Genomic DNA, 21,359 nt, shown 5'->3' on the forward strand with positions numbered 1-21,359 from the left:
CGGTTCCGGCCGGGCTCCGGTGCCTGCCGGTCGACAGCCAACGCATTGCTGACCGGCTTGATTAGGAATATTCATGTCCCGTCTCACTCTTGTCAGACACGTCGAATCCGTTGTGATCGCGGCAGCGACAATCCTGTTGGTCTTGCCGGTGCGTGCGGAGATGAACGCCGCATCGACGCAAGCCGTCGAGGGTGCATCCGCAGTGCCGTTCGTGGCCCAGGTCGTCGGACTTGCATGGCTCAATCCGCTGCAACGGCGTGACTATCCGACAGAGTGGCAACTGCTGTGGACGCTCGGGCTGGTCAAGCCAAATAGCAACGACGATATGGTGCGGACCAAGCCCGCGAAATACACGACCTTGCAACCGATATCCATCGTCGCGGATGGTAGCCGGGGCCGTGAGTCGTTTTCCGGGTTCTATGAAAAGTATGTCAACGAACTCCTGGTACTTTTTCGCATTCGCTATTTCGTGAACAGCGACTACTTCTATACCGTCAGCTCGCGCTGGCGGTGGAATTGGAGAGAGCTGGCTGGCATACACGTCGAGCTGGCCATTCCCGGCGATCGACTGAATCCCAAGCGGGCAGCGTCATATTTGCGCGGCGAGATTGCAAGCATGTTCGAAATCGGCAACCCGTCCGCAAAAGATCTGTGGAGCCACGATACGCCACCCGATGTCCACGTGACGTCAGGTCAAGGCAACGCCGGCTTCACGTCGCTGAACGCCGCACTGGATTATCTGGCCGCTCACCCCGACAAAAGCGTCTGGGTGATGAACTGGGACGCGCCGAGCTTTCCGCCGCAGGACGAACAGATCAACGAGAACATGGTGCTGCTGTTCCTCGCCGGCCCGAATCTGAAGACCGAGCGCGAACCACTGGCCTGGATCGGCAAGGCCGCACGAAGCAACATCGACGATTTCGAGACGAAGCAACGCACGAGCCGCGTGGTGCAGGCATGGGCATCGACGATCGACGCGGCGGCGAGCAACGCAGGCGTCACGGTCTCGTCACTGAATTACGTCATTCACGACGCAGGCAAGGGCAGCGATGCCGCATCGACAAGGGCCGCCGTGTTGTCGCGATCACTGACCGAGGTGCGGCCGGGATACGACCTTCACACGCAGACCTTCAATACGTCGGCATTGCTCGGTGACATGGGTGCCGGCGCGGCATTGACCGATGTCGCGTTGGCGATCGGCCGAGCGAAGCACCTCGGCGGAAACGTGCTCGTGGCGGGAACGACCGACACCGAGCATCCGACGGCAGTGGTGGTGGTCGCACCGTCGAAGCTGACGCCGATCGACACCAGCAAGAACTGGTTCCGTGCACGCGGTGAAAACAACGCGTACTTGCCGTGGTGGGGCCGTCGTCATGATGCACGTCCGGCGTCGCAGGGCTATTCGGAGTAAAGCCCGCCACAGGACGATTGCCTCAATGTATCGCGTGTCTGCATGACGGGATTCGGCGGAATCACCGCCGCCCGATGCATCGCGACAATGGTCCTCGCCGTATTAAGCAATCTGTAACAATCAGTGGAATGGCCAGAGGTAGATTCTTTCACAATACTTTCTATTATTCGCTACCTACGTTTCCCGAGAATTGCCGGTCCTCGCAACATCAAGGCATTTGTCCTCACGTCACCGGGAGCCGTATCGAGACTTCCAGCGTATACCTTACAAAGCGTATGGTTATTGAAAGATTCGCATCTCTTGACGCACCGCGTCGTCGCCCTTTATTGTCCGTCTGCCGCACGTGAGAGAGCACGGCGGCAATCGCGGATGCGCGCCTTGCGCGCATGACAACACGCAGCAGAAAGCAGAAAAGGAAACGTGGTAGCCACATGAAGCCGCTCTTCGACGACAAGAACTCCGATGCGGTCAGCGATCGTCCTTTCACCCCGTCTTCGTCACCCGCCGTCATGCCCGCCGCCGCCGTTGCCGTGCCGGCTGCACGCCCGGCGGAGAACGTCCGCCTGATCACCGTCGACGAGATCGACCAGCTCGGCGCGACGCAGGGCACGCGCATCGCGGCCTTCTCCCAGCAGATTCTCGCGAGCGTCCGCGCGTCGGATGCCGACCAGTTCGGCGACAAGCTCAACGAACTGATCGCAACCGCGAAGGGGCTCGACCCGCGCGGCGCCGACAAGGGCGGGCTGCTCACACAGGTCACGCGGCTGTTCCGCTCGACCAAGGAGAAGCTGCTGTCGCAATACGAGTCGGTGAGCAAGCGGATGGACACGCTCGTCGTCGAGCTCGAGAACCATGCGCAGCGCCAGAAGGCCGGCATCGACGAGCTCGAGCGGATGTACAACGACAACTACGCGCTGCACCAGGAGCTCGCGCAGTCGAAGGCGCACGGCGAAACGGCGCTCGCGGCACTGCGGGCGCATCTCGCGGCCGGCCAGCAGCCGGTGGACGACGCGTTCGCCGCACAGCGCCTGCTCGACGTGAAGCGCAAGGTCGACGCGCTCGAAAGCAAGCTCGACGACCTCGACCGCGCGATGCTGATGTCGAAGCAGCTCGCACCGCAGATCCGGATGGAGCAGGACCAGAAACGCACGCTGACGTCGAAGTTCATGACGATCAAGACCGTGCTGATCCCCGCGTGGACCAACGCGTTCGCGCTCTACCTCGAGCAGCTCAGCACGAAGCGCGCGGCGGCGCTCGCCAATGCGACGTACGATGCGGCCGACGAGGCGATCCGCGCGCAGGCCGACCTGAACCGCCAGAACGCGCAGGAAGTCGCGAAGCTGAGCCAGCGCCCGGTGATCTCGACCGACACGTTCGAATACGCGCAGCAGCAGCTGTTCGGCGCATTCGACGACATCACGCAGATCATCGCCGACGGCCGTCGCCAGCGTGAGCAGGACGCACCGCGCCTGCGCCAGCTCGAACAGGACCTGATCACCCGATTCGCTCCGAAGCACAACTGATAGAACCGAGAGAACACCGCATGATTACGCTTGAGAAACGCGCGGCGAAGGTCGCGATCGTCCTCGAAAAACGCCAGATCCTGAAGCCGCCCGTCGTGCGCGTCGGCGCGGCACTGGACATCTCCGGCTCCGCGAAGCCGCTGTACCAGTCGGGCGTGATCCAGGACACGCACGACCGGATCCTCGGCATCGCACTGAAGTTCGACGACAACGGCGAAGTCGATACGTGGACCTTCACCGAAGGCTACGACCGCCTGCCGACCGCGACGCCGGACAACTACGGCTCGTATATCTCCGACCACGTGCTCAACGCGCGGATCGACAAGTGGGGCGGCACGCAGTACGCGCCGGTGATGAACGACATCGTCGACTTCTTCTTCCGTGCGCCGGAGCCGTCGCCGAAGCGCGAAGAGAAGCGCGGCTTCCTGAGCCGGCTGTTCGGCGCAGCGGACGAGACGCCCGCGCCGGCCGCCACCGCGCCGGTGAACGGCCACCTGCCCGCATGGGTGCTGTTCGTCACTGACGGCCAGAACCCGAAGAACGACCGCAAGCGCGTGCGCCAGCTGCTCGCCGAGTCGCAGCACTATCCGCTGTACTGGTCGCTCGTCGGCGTCGGCGATCCGAGCGAATTCGGCTTCCTCGCGGAAGTCGCGGACGAGATGCCGAACGTCGGCTTCCTGCATCTCGAATCGCTCGACGTCAGCGACGAACAGATCTACGACCAGCTGATCACGCAGGAATTCTGCGACTGGGTGCGCGCGAAGTAAGCGCAGCTCCCACGCCTTTTATCCCGAACTCGATTACCCCCCCCATCATGTTGAAAGACTTCAAGATCCCGTTGTCGCTCACGGTGCTCGCGCTGATCGCGGCCTATCTCATCGGCGGCGTGAAGGACATGCTGATCGTCGCGGTCCTGTCGGTGCTCGAAATCTCGTTGTCGCTCGACAACGCGGTCGTCAACGCCTCGGTGCTCAAGAACTGGTCGGAGAAGTGGCGCAACCGCTTCATGGTGTTCGGCCTGCCGGTCGCGGTGTTCGGCATGCGGCTCGTGTTCCCGCTGCTGATCGTCGCGGTGATCGGCCACATCGGCATGTGGGACGCGCTGAAGCTCGCGATCGAGTCGCCGGAGCAGTACGCATCGATCCTCACGTCCGCGCATCACCAGGTCTCCGCATTCGGCGGCGCGTTCCTGCTGATGGTGTTCTTCAAGTTCATGCTCGACACCGAGAAGGACGAACACTGGATCGGCTTCCTGGAAGGCCCGATGAGTCACCTCGGCCGCATCACGGCGCTGGAAGTGGCGCTGACGCTCGCCATCATCATCGTCGCGTCGCTCTACGTGCCGGCAGCCGAGCAGGTGGCTTTCCTGCTCGCGGGGGCGTTCGGCGTGATCAGCTTCGTGATCGCGCACGGCATCGGCGACCTGATCGGCGGCGAGGAGACGGGCACGCGTGTGGTGCGCGAAGGCGTCGCGGGTTTCATGTATCTCGAAGTGCTCGATTCGTCGTTCAGCTTCGACGGCGTGATCGGCGCATTCGCGCTGTCGAACAACATCTTCCTGATCGCGCTGGGCCTCGGCGTCGGTGCGGCCTATATCCGGGAGATGACGCTCGTGCTGCTGAAGAAGGGCACGCTCGCGCAATACCGTTACCTCGAACACGGCGCGTTCTGGGCAATCGGTGCGCTCGCAACGATCATGTTCCTCGGCGTGAAGTTCGAGGTGCCCGAGGTCATCACCGGCCTGGTCGGTGCGGCGATGATCGCGGCGGCCGTGTGGTCGTCGATCGTCGTGCAGCGCAAGGAAGACCGCACGGCTGTAGCGGGCGAGTGACCCCGCGTCACGCGCGGGTCGAACATCATCAACGAGGGGCCGCGCAGGGCGGCCCGGCATTGCCGCCGGCACAACGGCGGTTCCAGCAGAAGAGGTTCAGATGATCAATTTGTCGAAAGGCGGTCGCGTCAACCTGTCGAAGGAAGCGCCCGGCACGCAGAAGTTCCGCATCGGTCTCGGTTGGGATGCGAACGCGACGGACACGGGTACGGACTTCGATCTCGACGTGTCGGTGTTCCTATGCAAGTACGACGCGCAAAGCAATCCGAAGCTGATCTCGGATCAGCACTTCGTGTTCTACAACAGCGAAGTGCGCACGATGGAGCGCAAGGACACGTTCATCCAGCCGGGCGACGATTTCCCGAAGCGCGGGATGCCCGCGTCGAAGTGCCTGGGTGTCGTGCATAGCGGCGACAACCGCACGGGCAGCGGCGACGGCGACGACGAGGTGATCTTCATCGACATGACGAAGCTCGCGGCCGACGTCGAGGAAATCTCGGTGGTCGTGACGATCGACCAGGCCGAAGCGCGTCGCCAGAATTTCGGCCAGGTGCGCAACAGCTACATCCAGATCGCCGACGAAGTGTCGGGCGCGGTGATCGCGAAGTACGCGCTCGAGGAAGACTTCTCGATGGAGACGTCGGTGCAGGTCGGCAGCTTCTATCGCCGCGACGGCCACTTCATGTTCAAGGCGGTCGGCGCCGGCTACAACCGTGGCCTGGGCGACTTCGTGCGCGCGTACGGCGGCGCGGTCTGACTGGCGGCAGCCCGGCCGGCGGGATACCGCCGAGCCGGGCAGGAAGCAGCGATGACGAATCCGTCCGACGAGCCGAAGCGGCTCGAGTTCGATACGACGCCCGAGCGCACGCCCGGGCGTCTTGCGTTCGATGCGCCGCCGGTGGCCGCGGCGCCGGTTGCGCGCGGGCCCGAGCGGCCGGCGCCGCAGGCGCTCGACTTCGGGCCTGAGCCGATGCCGGCGTCCGGCCAGGCCGTGCGCACGGCGCCGGCCGAGGCGGTCGGCCGCGCGGTGTTCGGTGAATCGAACCATCCGCAACTCGAAGCGTGCTTCCGCGCCGCGCAGGCCAGTTTCCCGAATCTCTATCCCGACTACGCGCCGCGCATCGAGCGGCACATCCGGCAACTGGTGCCGCTCAAGCTCGCGACGGTCGCGACGATCGGCGACGGCGCACTGGAAGCGGCGGGCAACCTCGTCGAAGCCGTGGCGGCCACGACGCGTGAATTCAACGAACTTGGCGCGGCCGACATGATGGCCGGCATGCTTGCGCAGGCGACACGCAAGGCCGGCATGTTCGAACGCTGGTTCGGCGCGGCGACGGGCCATGTCGACTACCGTGCGGCGATCGGGGCGCTCAAGCAGTCGCTCGGCTTCTTCCCGCGCCGCACCGAAGCACTCGCCGCGAAGGTCCGCCATGCGGAAGAAAACCTCGTGGTCGTGCTCGCGGCGCTGAGCGCGGTGTCGGACGTCGTGCGCGCGCCGGACGATGCAGGTGTCGAGCGCACGCTGTTCGACCGCCGCAACATCGTCGGGCAGGCGGTGCAGCAGATCCGCATGCAACCCGCGCAATTGCGCGGGCTCGACGAGCGCGTGACCGATCTGCTGTCGCGCGCCGATCATCTGATGAACGTCGTGCTGCCGGCGGCGTTGGCGGCGCGGCCGCAGCGCTAAGGGCGCGGCACGAAGGGAACGAAGCGCATGAACCCGCGCGCTGGGACGCGCGGGTTCGCTGCGCAGGCCGTGCCGCATCACGCCATTTCACGTGCACCGGCGCGAGTCTGCTATCTTCCCGGGCATCTCATCGCTTTCCCGCCGATTCTCCATGACTGACCGCATCGTTGCCGCATTCGATTTCGACGGCACCATCACGACGACCGACAGCTTTCGCCATTTCGTCCGCTATGCGGTCGGCACGCCACGCTTCGCCTGGGCCGGATTGCGTGCGTTGCCGTGGATCATTGCGATGAAGGCCGGGCTGCTGTCGCGTGGCGATGCGAAAGCGAAGTTCGCGTCGTTCGCGTTCGGGCCGGTGCGCGAGGATACGCTCGATGCGCAGGCGCGCACGTTCGTCGATACCTATTTGCCGAGCCTCGTGCGCCCTGAAATGCTCGAACGCATCCGCGAGCATCGGGCACGCGGGCACGAAGTTGTGCTGGTGAGCGCGTCGCCGTCGCTGTATCTGGAGAAGTGGGCGAAGACGGCCGGCTTCGATGCGGTGCTCGCGACGCGGCTGGCGTTCGAGCGTGGCGCCTTCGCCGGTCGGCTCGACGGCGAAAACTGCTGGGGGCCGCAGAAGGTCGTGCGGCTGCGCGGGTGGTGGGGCGACCGGCCGCCGAAACAGTTGTTCGCGTACGGCGACAGCCGTGGCGACAAGGAAATGGCCGAACTCGCGAACTGGTCGTGGATCCGCGGGCAAGGGCCGATGCCTCCGATCGGCGGTTGAGGCGGTGCGTTACGCGTCGGCCTGAGCCTGGCGCGTCGCGCGCGCCGGACGATAACCGCCCCAGCGATTCGCCCGCGCGAACGTGCCGACGTCGTTGAAGCGCACGCCGACTTCACGCAGCGCCGCATGCGCGGTGCGTGCGGTCAGCTGGCGGATGTAGAACGGGTCGCGCACCACGAAGTGATGGATCGCATGCGTGCTGCCGAAGTTGAAGCAGAACAGCTGGAACGGCACCATCCACCACGGGTTGAGCACCTGCGTCTGCTGGATCACGTTGCGCGAGTCGATGTCGCCGAAGTAGTGCATGTTCGAGCTGACGAAGTTGATGCAGAAGCTGCGCACGAAGTTCGGCCCGAGCCACACTACGGCCAGGAAATCGACGACGCTCATCACGCGCTCGACCATGGCCGGCACCGTCACCGCGTAGCCGAACGCGTGCAGCGCGAACAGGCCGACGTGATAGACGATGAACGCGTGCCACAGCACGTAATACACGTGACCGACCGGCATGTAGGACGACACCTGCTCGACGCGCAACTGCAGGCGCTCGGACGGATCCTGCACCGGCTGCGCGGCCACATACTGCTTCACCTTGCGGCGCATCGCGGTGGGCCGCAGCACGACGGCGAGCATGCCGTCCGCGATCATCAGCAGCCGCTTCACGCCCCAGCGCTCGCCGTTGGTGATGCCGAATTCCTCGAGATCCGATTCGCCGCCCGACACCTTGTGGTGATGCAGGTGCATGCGCCGCCGCGTCCACGGGTTGATCGTGCCGGGCCGCGTGAGCCAGCACAGCGCCATCATCAGGTGATAGGCCCACGGCGTCTTCTTGAAATACATCAGGTGGATCAGGTCGTGCTCGAGCTCGTGGATCAGCGACGTGACGAACGCGGCGAGCGGCAGCGCGACGTACCACGCGATCGATCCGCGCGCATACAGCCACGCGATCGCGAGCATCGCGCTCACGGAGACGGCCATCACGGTCGCGCCGACGAGGTTCTGGTTGTCGAGCAGCGGAAAGCGCGCGCGGATCGCGTCGCTCGCGGCATTGACCTCGCGGCGGACGTACGCGACCTTGTCCGCGTCGTGGCGAAAGGCGGTTCGTGCGGGTTGGCTCATCGACCGGGATTCCTGCGGAAAGAGTGGGGCGCAATGCCGATGTGACAAGCATAGGCGCGCACCGGACCGCGCGCGAGGGCCGCGGGTGCCAATGGTGGTGTCATTTCGGGCCACGATGGCCGGCCGGCGCGGCTAGAGTCACGCCCCGGTGTCATTGCGGGCCAGCGACGCTACAATCCGCCGAAACCGCTCCGGAGTCCGCCGCATGGTCCTGTCCGTCCCGGATGCCGCGCGCCAGCTGAACAAGGCGACGGTGTCGTCCGCGTATGCGCTGTTCATGCTGATGCTGGCCGAGGAGCGCGGCATCGACGGCGCTCGCGTGCTGGCCGGCTCGGGCGTCGAGCGCGACCGGCTCGCGCAGCCCGATGCGCGCATCACGCCGCTGCAGCAGGCGGCGATCGTGTTCAACCTGCTCGACGCGACGGACGACCCGTCGATCGCGATCGAGATCGGCCTGCGCAGCAGCCTGACGAAAGCGGGGCTGATCGGCTTCGGGCTGATGAGCTGCGCGACGCTCGGCGAGGCGATCTCGCTCGGCATCCGCTACCTGCCGACGCGCGTGCCGTTCTTCTCGGTGCGGCTCGCGCAACTCGACGGAATCGTCGATATCGACGTGCTCGAGGCGTTTCCGCTCGGCCGGCTGCGCCAGTTCGCGGTCGAGAACTTCCTGGTCGAGACGGCGATCCTGTTCAACTCGCTGCTGCATCCGGTGCCGGGGCGCACGCTGCAGTCGCGTGCCGAACTCCATTTCGAATGGCCGGAGCCGCCGTGGTTCGAGCGTTATCGCGCGCGGCTGCCGCGCTGTCATTTCGACGCGAGCGCGAACCGCATCCGCTGCGACGCCGCGTTGCTCGACGAGCCTATCGGCACCGCGAACGCGCATACCGCGCAGATGATCGTGCAGCAGTGCGAGGCCGAGCTCGCGCGGCTCGGCTATGCGGAAAGCATCGTCGAGCGCGTGCGCAACCTGCTGATCTGCGGCGAAGGCGGCTATCCGTCGGTCGACGACGTCGCGCGCGAGCTGCATGTGTCGGCGCGCACGCTCAAGCGCAAGCTCGCCGAGTACGGCGCGACCTATTCGACGCTGCTCGACGAGATCCGGTTGCGTGATGCGCTGCGGCTGCTCGAAGGCACGCGGCTGCCGGTCGACGAGATCGCCGCGCGCGTCGGCTATACGGATCGCGCCAATTTCACGCGCGCGTTCAAGCGCTGGACGGGCGTCGCGCCGAGCGAGCGGCGCTGAACGCGGTTATGCACCGGCCTGCGTGGCGGGCCTGTCGCGTCATGCGCCGCGTGTCACGGCTTCAGACGATCGCGACCCAGTTCGCCCCGCGTCCGCCCGGCACGCGTGCGTGCGGCGACAGTGCGCCGTCGTCCGGCGCGATCGCATACACCGACACGAATTCAGACTGTTCGCCGCAGGCGACGAGCCAGCGTCCCGACGGGTCGATCGCGAACCCGCGCGGCTGCGTTTCGGTGGCGGTCGCGTGCGCGGGTTCGAACGTGCCGTCTTCGCTGCGGCGATAGCAGAGCAGGCGGCTCGACGTGCGTTCGCTGACGTAGGCGAAACGCTCGTCGGGCGTCAGGTGCAGGTCGGCGGCCCAGACGGACGGTTCGGTGGGTGCGGGCGGCCGCGCATGGCCTTGCGCGAGATCGGCGATGGCCGGATGGCGCACGCTCACATGCGCATCGCCGAGCCGGCCGGTTTCAGGGTCGCGCGCGAACGTCGCGAGCGTGGCCTGGAATTCGCTGACGACGACGAGCCCGCGGCCGTCATCCGCGAATTGCAGGTGACGCGGGCCGAACCCGGCCGGCACGCGCGTTTCGCCGTGTTCGCGTGCGTGCAGGCCGGCCGCGTCCTCGACGAGCGCGAAGCTGAACACGCGATCCGAGCCGAGCGAGCTGACGTACGCGAAACGGTTGTCCGGCGACACGATCACCGCGTGCGCGTTCGCGATGCCGCTCGTGACCTGTAGCGGCGTGCCGTCGCCGTCGCGCACGCGCGCGGCGTCGTAGAGGCTTAGCGAATTCCCGCCGTACGACGCGCCGAGCAGCCAGCGGCCGCTGCGGTCGAGCGACAGGTACGCATGGCTGGCATCGATCGCAGTGGTGCCGATGCGCACGAGCGCGCCGGTGGCCGGCACGACGCGGAACGCGACGATCGTCGGCTGTTCGCCGCGCGTCGCGACGTAGAGCCGCGCACGGTCGGCCGGCACGGCGATCGGCATCGCGACGTCGGCCGCGGGATAACGGGTGAGCGGCGCAAGCGTGCCGTCGGCCGCGAGCGAGAAGGTGGCGAGGTCGCCGTCGGCGGCATTCGAGACGACGACGGTCAGGCGGTCAGTGTTCGGCATGGCGGAGCATCGAGGCGTTCGTGAAGGACGCGTCGGCCGGCAGGCCGCGCGGCGGATCGCTGCGCCGGTGGGTGCGCGCGAACAGCGCGGCGACCGCGGCGACGAGCGAAGCGATCGCAAGCGCATACAGGCCGCCCGTGATCGAACCCGTATGTTGCTTCAGATAGCCGAAGGCCGTCGGTGCGACGAAGCCGCCGAGGTTGCCGACCGAGTTGATCAGCGCGATCACGGCCGCGGCCACCCGCGTGTCGAGATAGCCCTGCGGGATCGGCCAGAACAGCGACGACGCGGCCTTGAAGCCGAGCGCGGCGAAGCAGATCGACGCGAACGACCATACCGGGTCGTGCGACGTCGACGCGAACAGCCCGCATGCGGCGAGCACCAGCGCGACCGCGAGCCAGCGCTGCGGATGCTTCCATTTCGACGACAGCACCGCGAAGCCGTACATCGCGCCGATCGCGATCATCCACGGAATCGTGTTGTACAGGCCGACCTGGAAATCGGTGAGCCCGCCCATCTTGCGGATGATCGTCGGCAGCCAGAACGTGGCCGCGTAGATCGTCAGCTGGATCGAGAAATACAGGAAGCAGAACAGCATGATCTGCGGATCGCGCAGCAGCGCGGTGGCGCGCACCGGCACGTTCGAGCGGACGTCGCGCGTCGCGCGCTCGTCATCGAGCGCGTTCTGCAGCGCCGTGCGTTCTTCGGCCGTGAGCCACGTCGCGTCGCGGATGTGCGATTTGAGCAGCAGCCAGCTCGCGCCGCACAGCGCGACCGAGAACAGCCCTTCGATCAGGAACATCCATTGCCAGCCTTCGAGGCCGAAGCCGCGGATCGACAGCAGCGCGCCGGTGACGGGCCCGGACAGCACGGACGCGAACGCGGAACCGCCGAGGAAGATCGCCATCGCCTTGCCGCGCTCCTGGGGCGGCAGCCATTGCGACAGGTACAGCACGACGCCGGGGAAGAAGCCGGCCTCGGCCGCGCCGAGCAGGAAGCGCAGCGCATAGAACGACGTGTCGTTCCACACGAACGCCATCGCGGCCGCAACGATGCCCCACGTCGCCATGATCCGGGCCAGCCAGATGCGTGCGCCGTAGCGCTGCATCAGCAGGTTCGACGGCACCTCGAACAGTGCGTAGCCGACGAAGAACAGCCCGGCGCCGAGGCCGTACGCGGCCGCGCCGATGCCGATCGACGCCTCGAGGTGGCGATCGACGAAGCCGACGTTCACGCGGTCGATGTAGTTCGCGATGAACATGATCAGCACGAGCGGCAGCACGTGCCACTTCACTTTCGAGACAGCGGACGCGAGCGGGTCGCGTCCGGGCAGGGCGGGCGAGGGCGGGTTCAAGCGTGTCTCCGGTCGGGGGGCGGCGGACGGGGCGGTGGCCCGCGTCGGCATCCGGGTGGCGGTTTGTGTAGTATGTCGTCGTATGACATGGTACGCCTGAGCGCCGATGAAGACGTCGCGGGTTTACCCGGAAATTACCCGAATACTGGGAATTTCATGACGCATGTCGGTTATTCATTCATGTCTGATGACGTATGACATGGGATGGGCAGGTGCCAATTGCTGCGTCTTCGGTCGCGGCCCCGCACTGCGCGCGGGGGCATCGGTGAGGCAGCCCGTCCCGCGGCTGCCGGCGCCGCGACTACGCCATCGACACGACGCTGTTGAGCAGCGTCTTCACGAGCACGGCCTGCCGCGTCGCGCCCGTCTTCGCGAAGATGCCGCGCAGGTGCGCGCGGGCGGTGTTCTTCGTGATGCCGGTCGCGGCGGCCGCTTCGTCGAGCGTCAGCCCGTCGACGAGCAGTAGCGCGATTTCGGTTTCCATCGGCGTGAGGCGGAACAACCGGTGCAGCATGTCGCGCGACGTCTGCGGCGATGACGCCGGATCGCGGACGAACACGGCGACGGCCGGCCGGTGCCGGCGGTCCTCGGCGCCGCGGTAGGGCGCGAGCGGGCGCAGCAGCACGCTCAGCGGCATCGCGCCGCCGGGGCGTGACAGCGTGGTGGCTTCGATGCGCGCGAGCGCGCCCGCACGGAAATGCTCGAGCGCGGCCTGCAGCGCTTTCTGCAGCCGGCGCTCGTCGAGCGGGCACGATGCGTGGAGCCGCTCCTGGCGCACGCACAGCCCGTCCTTCTGCTCGATCAGCCGCTCGGCGATGCGGTTGCGCTTGATCACGCGGCCGTCCTCGTCGACGATCGCGGTGCCGACGTCGAGCCGGTCGACGGTACCCGCATACAGCGCGCGCTCGGCATCGAGCACGTCGAACGCCGCGTGCAGTTCGACCGCCCGCTGCAGGTGCGGCAGCAGCGTCGCGACCTGCGCGCGCTCGGCCGCGTCGAAATCGCGGCCGCCATGCGCGCGACTCACGAAGAACGCGCATTCGACGCCACGTTCGCCGCGCAGGTTCGCGCCGAGGATGTAGCGCAGGTCGAGCGGCTGCAGGTACTGCCGGTAGAAATCGTGCGCGCGCCACGCGGTTTCGCCGAACAGCCGATCGGCCGTGAAGACCTGGCCGGGCGGCTGGTCGAGAAACGGGCACAGCGCGTAGAACTGCTCCCTGTACGACGGCTCGCCGGGCAGCAGCGGGCCGTGTGCCGACGCGTTGATGATGAGCCCGTGCCGTGCGCCGCCCGGGTTGCGCAGCACCAGCGTCGTGAAGCGCGCGTCGAGCCGCGCGCGAGCCGCTTCGAGGAAGCCGGCCCACGGGGTCGGCTCCGACGGGCCCTGATAGACGAGCCCGAGCCACGCGCTGAGTTCGCGCGCCGTCCACGCCGCGTCGTCGAAACCGTCGTGCGCGGCCGGGTCGCCGGGCGCCAGCGCGATGGGCATGCTCGTGTTCTCCTGGTCGGGATGAAGGATTCCCGGACCAGCATACCGGCCGCCCGGCGGCCCGCGTCACCCGAACGGAGTAGGCGACGCGGGCAGGCCGGCAGCCGCCGGGCTGCCCGCTTGCCGCGCTTATGCCGTGCGCTCGCGCAGCAGGTACGCGACGATGCGATCGGCCGCTTCTTCCGGCGACTCGGCGACCGTGTCGACGCGCAGTTCGGGCTGCGCGGGCGGTTCGTACGGCGAATCGATGCCCGTAAAGTGCTTCAGCTCGCCGCGCCGCGCCTTCTTGTACAGCCCCTTCGGATCGCGCTCCTCGGCCACCGCGAGCGGTGTGTCGACGAATACCTCGACGAACTCGTCGGGGCCGGCCATCGCGCGCGCCATGTCGCGCTCCGAGCGGAACGGCGAGATGAACGACACGAGCGTGATGAGCCCCGCGTCGAGCATCAGCCGCGCGACTTCGGCGACGCGCCGGATGTTCTCCACGCGATCGGCCTCGGTGAAGCCGAGATCGCGATTGAGCCCGTGCCGCACGTTGTCGCCGTCGAGCAGGTACGTGTGCTTGCCGAGTGCATGCAGCCGCTTCTCGACGAGATTCGCGATCGTCGACTTGCCGGCGCCCGACAGGCCCGTCAGCCACACGATGCGCGGCGTCTGCGCCTTCTGCGCGGCACGCGCGGCGCGGTCGACGTCGACGGCCTGCCAGTGCACGTTGTGCGCGCGGCGCAGCGCGAAGTGCAGCATCCCTGCGCCGACCGTGTCGTGGGTGACGCGGTCGATCACGATGAAGCCGCCCGTGTGGCGGTTGCGGTCGTACGGATCGAACGCGACGGGCCGGTCGAAGCTCAGGTTGCACACGCCGATCTCGTTGAGCGCGAGCGTGCGCGCCGCGAGATGCTCGCGCGTGTTCACGTCGATCTTGTACTTCGGCGTCGCGCAGGTTGCGCCGGCCGTCTGCGTGCCGAGCTTCACGAGATACGGGCGGCCGGGCAGCAGCGGCGCGTCGTGCATCCACACGAGCGTCGCCTCGAACTGATCGGCGACTTCCGGCGGCGCGTCCGCGCGCGCAATCATGTCGCCGCGGCTGATGTCGATCTCGTCGGCGAGCGTGAGCGTCACCGCGTCGCCGGCGCGCGCGATGTCGCTTTCGCCGCGTTGCGTGATCACCGACGCGACGCGGCTTTCCTTGCCGGACGGCAGCACGCGCACGCGCTCGCCGATGCGGATCTCGCCCGATGCGATGCTGCCCGCGTAACCGCGGAAGTTCAGGTGCGGGCGGTTGACCCACTGCACCGGCAGCCGGAACGGCTCGTCGCGCGTCACGCGCACGGCGAGCGGCAGCGTGTCGAGATGCTGCATCAGCGTCGGGCCCCCGTACCACGGCATCCGTGCGCTCGGCGCGATCACGTTGTCGCCGCGCAGCGCCGACATCGGGATGCTGACGATCTCCGCCAGCCCGAGCTCGGCGGCGAACGCGCGATAGTCGGCGTCGATGCGCTCGAACACGGCGCGGTCGTAGTCGACGAGATCCATCTTGTTGATCGCGAGCACCACGCGCTTGATGCCGATCAGCGCGACGAGATGGCTGTGGCGGCGCGTCTGCGTGAGCATGCCCTTGCGCGCATCGATCAGGATCACGGCAAGATCGGCGGTCGACGCGCCGGTGATCATGTTGCGCGTGTACTGCTCGTGGCCGGGCGTGTCGGCGACGATGAACTTGCGTCGCGCGGTCGCGAAGAAGCGGTACGCGACGTCGATCGTGATCCCTTGCTCGCGCTCGGCCGACAGGCCGTCGACGAGCAGTGCGAAATCGAGTTCGCCGCCTTGCGTGCCGACCTTTTTCGAATCGGCCTCGAGCTGCGTGAGCTGGTCGTCGAACAGCAGGTTCGATTCGTAGAGCAGGCGGCCGATCAGCGTGCTCTTGCCGTCGTCGACGCTGCCGCACGTGATGAAGCGCAGCAGGTCCTGGGTTGGCGTATGCGCTTCGCCGGAAGCGCGTGCATCGGGTGCGTGGCGCGCGAGCGTGTCGGGCGCGGTGAGAACGTGTGCCATCAGAAATAGCCCTCCTGTTTCTTCTTTTCCATCGAACCGGCCGAATCGCTGTCGATCAGTCGTCCTTGCCGTTCGGACGTGCGCGTCTCGCGCATCTCCCGCAGGATGTCGTCGAGCGACGTCGCATCGCTGTCGATCGCGCCCGTCAGCGGATAGCAGCCGAGCGTGCGAAAGCGCACCTTGCGCATCTGCGGCACTTCGCCTTCGCGCAGCGGCAGGCGTTCGTCGTCGACCATGATCAGCGCGCCGTCGCGTTCGACCACGGGCCGCTCCTTCGCGAAGTAAAGCGGCACGATCGGGATGTCGTGAAGCTGGATGTACTGCCAGATGTCGAGCTCGGTCCAGTTCGAGATCGGGAACACGCGCAGGCTTTCGCCCTTGCGCTTGCGCGCGTTGTACAGCGACCAGAGCTCGGGGCGCTGGCGTTTCGGGTCCCAGCGGTGCTGTTCCGAGCGCAGCGACACGATGCGCTCCTTCGCGCGCGATTTCTCCTCGTCGCGGCGGGCGCCACCGAACGCGGCGTCGAAGCCGTAGTGATCGAGCGCCTGCTTGAGCCCCTGCGTCTTCCACACGTCGGTGTGCAAGGCCGAGCCGTGCGTGAACGGATCGATGCCGTTCGCGACGCCGTCAGGGTTGATGTGCACGCGCAGGTCGAGGCCGAGGCGCGTGGCCGTCTCGTCGCGAAACGCGATCATCTCGCGGAATTTCCAGGTCGTATCGACGTGCAGCAGCGGAAAGGGCGGCTTCGCCGGGTAGAACGCCTTCATCGCGAGATGCAGCATGACCGAGCTGTCCTTGCCGATCGAATACAGCATCACCGGGCTCTCGCTCTCGGCGACCACCTCGCGCATGATGTGGATGCTTTCGGCCTCCAGCCGCTCCAAGTGGGTCAACATCGTTCGTCTCCTTGTTTCATGCCGGCGCCGCGCGACATGTGCGGCGTTTCGTGCATGACACCGACGGTATCGAGCGAGCGGCATGCCGCTCTTCGTCCGGGTGGACTAAATCGCGACACGGCGGTGGCGCGGATCTTTCCTTAGTCCACCCGGACGAAGTGGCGCGCGACGGCGACGCTTAAGGTGAGCGCTCGACCATCGGCGGAGAGAACACATGACGGACGACACACGTGCCACGCAATTGCTTTCGGGCCAGACCTGGGCCGATTTCTGCGACACCCTGAAACGCAGCGGAGAACAGATCCTGCGCGCCGAGGCGCCGGACGATCCGCTGACGCGCGCGGAAGGATTCCGCTACCTGAGCCGGTTGATGCGCATCGCGCTCGAGATGCACGTCGAGTTCGCGGACGGTGCATGGCCCGGCTTCTTCTCGCCGTCGCACGAGACCGCGAAGATCGGTGCCGACAATCCCGACAACCTGTACCAGTACGCACGGCTCGACGGCCGCTGCGAATATCGCGTGACGGGGCGGCGCGGTACGGTCGCGTACCTGAGCTTCGGCACGCAGAAGGGCGGCTACGAGACCGACGGCAAGATGCTGCAGACGGGCTTTCTCGACGCGAAGCAGCTCGAGATCGCGCCGGACGGCAGCTTCGAGATCGTGCTGAGCGAAACGCCGCGCGCGGGTAACTGGGTGCGCATGGAGCCGGGCACGAATGCGTTGCTGGTGCGCCAGACCTTCCTCGACCGGCGCGCGGAAACGCCGGCACAACTGAAGATCGAGCGCATCGGCGCCGACGATCGGCCGGCGCCGCTCGACCCGCTCGTGCTGCAGGGTGGCCTCACGCGCGCCGCGCAGTTCGTCGAGCAGACGTCGAAGCTGTTCGCGGACTGGGCCGCGAGCTACCGGCCGCACGTGAATGCGCTGCCGCCCGCCGACCAGGCGCTGTGCCAGTCGGTCGGCGGCGATCCGAACATCTACTACTACCACTCGTGCTGGTCGCTGGCCGACGACGAAGCGCTCGTGATCGACGTCGATACGGTGCCTGACTGCGATTTCTGGAACGTGCAGCTCAACAACTACTGGATGGAATCGCTCGATTACCGGCACTTCGATATCTGCGTGAACAAGCACAGTGCGCGGCTGAATGCGGACGGCGGCGTGACGGTGGTCGTCGCGGCCGTGCGGCCCGGCAATGCGAACTGGCTCGATACGGCCGGACATCGCACCGGCACGATCTGCTGGCGCTGGGTGGGCGCCGCGCAGCCGGTGCATCCGCGCACGCGGGTGGTGAAGCTCGCCACGCTGAAGGAGGCCGCATGAACGCGCCGCTGGATCGAACCCGCACGCTGCTCGCGCCCGACGGATTGATCGCCGAAGCCGTGTCGCGCACCGGCGGGCTCACCGCGTTCGGTGACGGGCCGTATCGGGAAGCCCTCGACGTGATGTGCGCGTCGCTGATCGACGAAGCGAAGCTGTCCGCGCGCGGCGCGGCGATGATGCGCGAGAAGCTCGTCGGCCAGCTCGTGAACCGGCTCGTCATCGAGGATTACTTCCGGCGTCATCCGGAAATCGCGGAGATCGCGATCGACGATCCGCTCGTGATCGTCGGCCTGCCGCGCACCGGAACGACGCTGTTGCAGCGCCTGCTGGCCGTCGACCCGCGCTTCCATGCGGCCGCGTGGTGGGAAACCCGCTACCCGGCGCCGCTCGCGGGCGAGACGCTCGCCGAGCCGACGGTGCGCATTGCACGTGCGCAGGCCGAGGTCGCGACGATGATCGACTGCATTCCGCAGATCCTGACGATCCACCCGCTCGATGCGATGCTCGCCGACGAGGAGTTCATGCTGATGGAGCATGCGTTCGTGTGCGCGATGGATTCGTATGCGAACGTGCCGCGCTACACCGCGTGGCTCGCGCGGCAGGATCTCACACCGGTCTATACGTACCTGAAGCGGATGCTGCAGTTCCTGCAATGGCAGAAGTCGCAGCGCGGCGTCGCGCCGGCCGCGCGCTGGCTGCTGAAGACGCCGCAGCACCTGCATGCGCTCGACGTGCTGTGCCACGTGTTTCCGCGCGCGCAGGTCGTGCTCACGCACCGCGATCCGGCGCAGACGATTCCATCGATGGCGAGCATGGCGCACACGTTGTGGCAGATGTATGCGGACGATCCCGATCCGCTCGCCGTCGGCGCGCAGTGGAATGCGGGGATGGCGCGCGCGATCGGCGCGGCGATGGCCGCGCGCGACGCGCTGCCGGCGGACCGCTTCCTCGACGTGCGCTTCGAGGACACCGTGTCGAATCCGCTCGGTGTGGCCGAAGCCGTGTACGCGTTCGCCGGGATGCCGCTCGATGCGCGGCAGCGTGCGGCGATGACGGACTGGATGGCGCGCAACGGCCGCGACAAGCGTGCCCCGCACGACTATTCGATCGCGCGCTTCGGCTTCACCGATGCGCAGCTCGCGCGCGACTTCGCCGGGTATCGCGCGCGGCACCTGCGGGCGGCCGGCTGACGCCCGTTGCTCGCGAGATCCACGATAACCAGGAGACAACCATGTTGCTGAAGGACAAGATCGTCGTGATTTCCGGAATCGGGCCGGGGCTCGGTGTGAAGCTCGCCGTCGAGGCCGCACGCGAGGGCGCGCGCGGCGTGGTCGTCGCGGCGCGCACGGTCGAAAAGCTTGACGATGCCGAAGCGCGAATCCACGCACTCGGCGTCGATTGCGCCGTGCTGAAGGTGCAGACCGACATCACCGACCGTGCACAATGCCGGCAGCTCGCGACGCAGGCCGTCGAGCGCTTCGGCCGGATCGACGCGCTCGTGAACAGCGCATTCGTGCACGGCACGTTTCCGGAACCGGTGGAGGCAGCCGACCTCGACAGCTGGCGCGCGGTGTTCGACACCAACGTGTTCGGCACGATGGCGCTCACGCAGGAAGTCGTGCCGCACATGAAGCGGCGGCAGCGCGGCGCGATCGTGATGATCAACACGCAGGCGACCCGCAAGCCGTTTGCAGGGGAAGGCGGCTACGCTGTATCGAAGGGGGCGCTCGCGGTTGCGGCAAAATACCTGGCGCGCGAACTCGGCGTGCACGGCATTCGTGCGAACAGCATCCACATGGGGTGGATGTGGGGCGTGCCGACCCAGACGTATTTCCGGCAGGCGGCTGCCGAGTACGGCATGACGGAACAGCAGATCATCGCGCCGATCGCGTCGAGCATCGCGCTCGCGAAGCTGCCGACCGACGACGACTGCGCGCGCGCTGCGCTGTTCCTCGCGTCGGACTATGCGAATGCGGTGACGGGCGCGACGCTCGACGCGAATGGCGGCGATTTCATGCCCTGACGATGGAGCAAGGGAACATGCAGGACAACCACGACACACGACACTTCTTTGCATTCAACGGCGACGCGGACGGGCTGTGCGCGCTTCAGCAACTGCGGCTTGCGGAGGGCGTGCACGGCACGCTCGTGACCGGCGTGAAACGCGACATCAAGCTGCTCGAGCGGATCGACGCGCGGGCGGGCGACATCGTCACCGTGCTCGACGTGTCGCACGACCAGAATCGCGACGCGTGCGCGCGGCTGCTGCGCGACGGCGCGACGGTCCGCTATTTCGACCATCACTTCGCGGGCGAACTGCCCGACGATCCGCGCTTCGACGCGCACATCGACACGGCGGCCGACGTCTGCACGAGCGCGATCGTGAACCGCTATCTCGACGGCCGGCACGTGCGCTGGGCGATCGTTGCGGCGTTCGGCGACGAGTTGCCGGCGCTCGGCCGCGCGCTTGCAAGTGAGCATCGGATTGGCGACGCCGAGCGCGACACGCTCGCCGAACTCGGGCTCTACCTGAACTACAACGCGTACGGCGAGTGTGTCGGCGATCTGCATTTCGACCCGGCCGCGCTTGCCGATGCGATGCTGCCGTGCGTCGACCCGCTCGATTTCGTGCGCGCGACAACCGTGTTCGCCGCGCTGCGCGACGGCTACCGCGACGACATGGCGCGCGCGTGCGCACTCGCGCCGCTGCGCGAGGTGCCCGGTGCTACGTTGGTCCGGATGCCTGATCATCCGTGGGCGCGGCGCGCGACCGGCATGCTCGCGAACGAGCGGATGCGCAATGCGCCGCATGCGGCGCTCGCGGTGCTGTCGCCGCGCGCGGACGGCGGCCTCGTCGTCAGCGTGCGCGTGCCCGATGGCCGGCCGCTCGGCGCCGACGAATTCTGTCGCGGCTTTCCGACCGGCGGCGGGCGCAAGCGCGCGGGCGGCATCAACCATCTGCCGGAAACGGAATTCGACACGTTCGCCGAGCGATTCGAGGCCGCGTTCCGGCTCGATTGATTCAAGCGGCGATCCGAACTGCGTGCGCCGTGCAACCCTCGCACGGCGCGCGCATCGCGATGGATCAACCGGTCGCGCCCGCCAGCACGGCCGGCACGTTGTGACCGTAGCAGCGCTCCTCGACGCGCTCGGCGATGCGCCAACCCTGCGCGGTGCGCACGAACCGGTCGACGTACCACAGCCCGAGAAACATCACCTGCGTGCCGCCGTCCGGCAGCGCGACTTCCATCGGATTGAAGCAGATCGTGCGGCTGCGCGCGGCGTCGCCGTCGAGCCGGATCGACAGGTTGCCGACCATGTGCTGATACTGCGGAAACTGCGGCAGCACGGTGCGCAGCCACGCCTTCACCTCCGGATAGCGGCCGGCGATGCCGCCCATCGCGCGATAGTCGATCGCGGCATCGGGTGTGAACACCGCGTCGAGCGCGTCGAAGTCGCGCGTGTCGATCGCAGTCGAATACGCGACGATCAGCTCGCGGATGTCGTGATGGTCGGACAGCGTTTGCAGGTCGGGCATCGGCGGCTC

Annotated in this window: 19 protein-coding genes; 12 read left to right on the forward strand and 7 right to left on the reverse strand. The window is 67.1% G+C overall.

The features are described 5' to 3' along the window. The first annotated feature begins 73 nt into the window (after window positions 1–73). The 7 genes from CFB34_RS29385 (at window position 74) to CFB34_RS29415 (ending at window position 7,224) form a co-directional block, all read left to right on the forward strand. On the forward strand, window positions 74–1,411 hold the full coding sequence (locus tag CFB34_RS29385) for a virulence factor (protein WP_089440602.1): 1,338 nt from the start codon (window positions 74–76) through the stop codon (window positions 1,409–1,411). Between the two features lie 431 nt (window positions 1,412–1,842). Continuing rightward, a complete protein-coding gene (locus CFB34_RS29390; RefSeq protein WP_089440601.1) occupies window positions 1,843–2,934 on the forward strand; it encodes a toxic anion resistance protein in 1,092 nt (363 codons plus the stop codon). A gap of 20 nt (window positions 2,935–2,954) precedes the next feature. Next, the gene (locus tag CFB34_RS29395) at window positions 2,955–3,701 is read left to right on the forward strand and encodes a VWA domain-containing protein (protein WP_089440600.1); all 747 of its coding nucleotides are present in this window, start codon (window positions 2,955–2,957) and stop codon (window positions 3,699–3,701) included. A gap of 47 nt (window positions 3,702–3,748) precedes the next feature. Further along, on the forward strand, window positions 3,749–4,765 hold the full coding sequence (locus CFB34_RS29400) for a DUF475 domain-containing protein (RefSeq protein WP_089440599.1): 1,017 nt from the start codon (window positions 3,749–3,751) through the stop codon (window positions 4,763–4,765). Window positions 4,766–4,865: 100 nt separating this feature from the next. Next, a complete protein-coding gene (locus CFB34_RS29405; RefSeq protein WP_039369378.1) occupies window positions 4,866–5,522 on the forward strand; it encodes a TerD family protein in 657 nt (218 codons plus the stop codon). A gap of 51 nt (window positions 5,523–5,573) precedes the next feature. Continuing rightward, on the forward strand, window positions 5,574–6,452 hold the full coding sequence (locus CFB34_RS29410) for a hypothetical protein (RefSeq protein ID WP_089440598.1): 879 nt from the start codon (window positions 5,574–5,576) through the stop codon (window positions 6,450–6,452). Between the two features lie 151 nt (window positions 6,453–6,603). Then, window positions 6,604–7,224 carry an HAD family hydrolase gene (locus CFB34_RS29415; protein WP_089440597.1) on the forward strand — a complete coding sequence of 207 codons (621 nt, stop codon included), beginning with the start codon at window positions 6,604–6,606 and terminating at the stop codon, window positions 7,222–7,224. Window positions 7,225–7,233: 9 nt separating this feature from the next. Here the strand turns inward: CFB34_RS29415 and CFB34_RS29420 are convergent, their stop codons facing one another. Beyond that, the gene (locus CFB34_RS29420) at window positions 7,234–8,343 is read right to left on the reverse strand and encodes a fatty acid desaturase (protein ID WP_089440596.1); all 1,110 of its coding nucleotides are present in this window, start codon (window positions 8,341–8,343) and stop codon (window positions 7,234–7,236) included. 205 nt (window positions 8,344–8,548) lie between these two features. On the opposite strand from CFB34_RS29420, the gene CFB34_RS29425 reads away from it, so the two are divergent. Continuing rightward, window positions 8,549–9,586, forward strand: a complete 1,038-nt coding sequence (locus CFB34_RS29425) for an AraC family transcriptional regulator (protein ID WP_089440595.1) — start codon at window positions 8,549–8,551, stop codon at window positions 9,584–9,586. Between the two features lie 61 nt (window positions 9,587–9,647). Here CFB34_RS29425 and CFB34_RS29430 read toward each other — a convergent pair whose 3' ends face one another. The 5 genes from CFB34_RS29430 to cysD form a co-directional block, all read right to left on the reverse strand. After that, entirely contained in the window at window positions 9,648–10,697 is a 1,050-nt protein-coding gene (locus CFB34_RS29430) for a beta-propeller fold lactonase family protein (RefSeq protein WP_089440594.1), read from the reverse strand. Next, window positions 10,684–12,051 (reverse strand): MFS transporter, encoded by a 1,368-nt coding sequence (locus CFB34_RS29435; RefSeq protein WP_071333537.1) that lies wholly within the window; start codon window positions 12,049–12,051, stop codon window positions 10,684–10,686. The genes CFB34_RS29430 and CFB34_RS29435 overlap by 14 nt, the downstream gene beginning before the upstream one ends. A gap of 301 nt (window positions 12,052–12,352) precedes the next feature. Next, window positions 12,353–13,540, reverse strand: coding sequence for a helix-turn-helix transcriptional regulator (locus tag CFB34_RS29440; RefSeq protein WP_089440592.1), 1,188 nt, complete (start codon window positions 13,538–13,540; stop codon window positions 12,353–12,355). A gap of 129 nt (window positions 13,541–13,669) precedes the next feature. Continuing rightward, window positions 13,670–15,592 (reverse strand): sulfate adenylyltransferase subunit CysN, encoded by a 1,923-nt coding sequence (gene cysN / locus CFB34_RS29445; protein WP_089440591.1) that lies wholly within the window; start codon window positions 15,590–15,592, stop codon window positions 13,670–13,672. Beyond that, window positions 15,592–16,572, reverse strand: a complete 981-nt coding sequence (gene cysD / locus CFB34_RS29450; protein ID WP_256979861.1) for a sulfate adenylyltransferase subunit CysD — start codon at window positions 16,570–16,572, stop codon at window positions 15,592–15,594. Before cysD ends, cysN begins: the two co-directional genes overlap by 1 nt. A gap of 130 nt (window positions 16,573–16,702) precedes the next feature. Between cysD and CFB34_RS29455 the strand changes: the two genes are divergently transcribed. The 4 genes from CFB34_RS29455 to CFB34_RS29470 are packed head-to-tail and all read left to right on the forward strand — an operon-like array spanning window position 16,703 to window position 20,833. Beyond that, the gene (locus tag CFB34_RS29455) at window positions 16,703–17,812 is read left to right on the forward strand and encodes a DUF1214 domain-containing protein (RefSeq protein WP_089440589.1); all 1,110 of its coding nucleotides are present in this window, start codon (window positions 16,703–16,705) and stop codon (window positions 17,810–17,812) included. Next, window positions 17,809–19,002, forward strand: a complete 1,194-nt coding sequence (locus tag CFB34_RS29460) for a sulfotransferase (protein WP_089440588.1) — start codon at window positions 17,809–17,811, stop codon at window positions 19,000–19,002. The genes CFB34_RS29455 and CFB34_RS29460 overlap by 4 nt, the downstream gene beginning before the upstream one ends. Window positions 19,003–19,043: 41 nt before the next feature. Beyond that, window positions 19,044–19,835, forward strand: coding sequence for an SDR family oxidoreductase (locus CFB34_RS29465; RefSeq protein WP_089440587.1), 792 nt, complete (start codon window positions 19,044–19,046; stop codon window positions 19,833–19,835). A 17-nt stretch (window positions 19,836–19,852) separates the two neighbouring features. After that, a complete protein-coding gene (locus CFB34_RS29470; protein WP_089440586.1) occupies window positions 19,853–20,833 on the forward strand; it encodes an acetyltransferase in 981 nt (326 codons plus the stop codon). Window positions 20,834–20,897: 64 nt separating this feature from the next. Here the strand turns inward: CFB34_RS29470 and CFB34_RS29475 are convergent, their stop codons facing one another. Then, window positions 20,898–21,350 (reverse strand): nuclear transport factor 2 family protein, encoded by a 453-nt coding sequence (locus CFB34_RS29475; RefSeq protein WP_089440585.1) that lies wholly within the window; start codon window positions 21,348–21,350, stop codon window positions 20,898–20,900. Window positions 21,351–21,359: the final 9 nt, after the last annotated feature.

This window comes from Burkholderia sp. HI4860 (genome assembly GCF_002223045.2).
Lineage (GTDB): Bacteria > Pseudomonadota > Gammaproteobacteria > Burkholderiales > Burkholderiaceae > Burkholderia.

Excerpts from the sequence above, each read along its gene's own strand:
- CFB34_RS29395 (WP_089440600.1), top strand. The coding sequence starts at position 2,955 with ATGATTACGCTTGAGAAACGCGCGGCGAAGGTCGCGATCGTCCTCGAA.
- CFB34_RS29400 (WP_089440599.1), top strand. The coding sequence starts at position 3,749 with ATGTTGAAAGACTTCAAGATCCCGTTGTCGCTCACGGTGCTCGCGCTG.
- CFB34_RS29430 (WP_089440594.1), bottom strand. The coding sequence starts at position 10,697 with ATGCCGAACACTGACCGCCTGACCGTCGTCGTCTCGAATGCCGCCGAC.
- CFB34_RS29415 (WP_089440597.1), top strand. The coding sequence starts at position 6,604 with ATGACTGACCGCATCGTTGCCGCATTCGATTTCGACGGCACCATCACG.
- CFB34_RS29475 (WP_089440585.1), bottom strand. The coding sequence starts at position 21,350 with ATGCCCGACCTGCAAACGCTGTCCGACCATCACGACATCCGCGAGCTG.
- CFB34_RS29460 (WP_089440588.1), top strand. The coding sequence starts at position 17,809 with ATGAACGCGCCGCTGGATCGAACCCGCACGCTGCTCGCGCCCGACGGA.
- CFB34_RS29440 (WP_089440592.1), bottom strand. The coding sequence starts at position 13,540 with ATGCCCATCGCGCTGGCGCCCGGCGACCCGGCCGCGCACGACGGTTTC.
- cysN (WP_089440591.1), bottom strand. The coding sequence starts at position 15,592 with ATGGCACACGTTCTCACCGCGCCCGACACGCTCGCGCGCCACGCACCC.
- CFB34_RS29410 (WP_089440598.1), top strand. The coding sequence starts at position 5,574 with ATGACGAATCCGTCCGACGAGCCGAAGCGGCTCGAGTTCGATACGACG.
- CFB34_RS29465 (WP_089440587.1), top strand. The coding sequence starts at position 19,044 with ATGTTGCTGAAGGACAAGATCGTCGTGATTTCCGGAATCGGGCCGGGG.
- CFB34_RS29470 (WP_089440586.1), top strand. The coding sequence starts at position 19,853 with ATGCAGGACAACCACGACACACGACACTTCTTTGCATTCAACGGCGAC.
- CFB34_RS29385 (WP_089440602.1), top strand. The coding sequence starts at position 74 with ATGTCCCGTCTCACTCTTGTCAGACACGTCGAATCCGTTGTGATCGCG.
- CFB34_RS29390 (WP_089440601.1), top strand. The coding sequence starts at position 1,843 with ATGAAGCCGCTCTTCGACGACAAGAACTCCGATGCGGTCAGCGATCGT.
- CFB34_RS29405 (WP_039369378.1), top strand. The coding sequence starts at position 4,866 with ATGATCAATTTGTCGAAAGGCGGTCGCGTCAACCTGTCGAAGGAAGCG.
- cysD (WP_256979861.1), bottom strand. The coding sequence starts at position 16,572 with ATGCCGCTCGCTCGATACCGTCGGTGTCATGCACGAAACGCCGCACAT.
- CFB34_RS29420 (WP_089440596.1), bottom strand. The coding sequence starts at position 8,343 with ATGAGCCAACCCGCACGAACCGCCTTTCGCCACGACGCGGACAAGGTC.
- CFB34_RS29455 (WP_089440589.1), top strand. The coding sequence starts at position 16,703 with ATGACGGACGACACACGTGCCACGCAATTGCTTTCGGGCCAGACCTGG.
- CFB34_RS29425 (WP_089440595.1), top strand. The coding sequence starts at position 8,549 with ATGGTCCTGTCCGTCCCGGATGCCGCGCGCCAGCTGAACAAGGCGACG.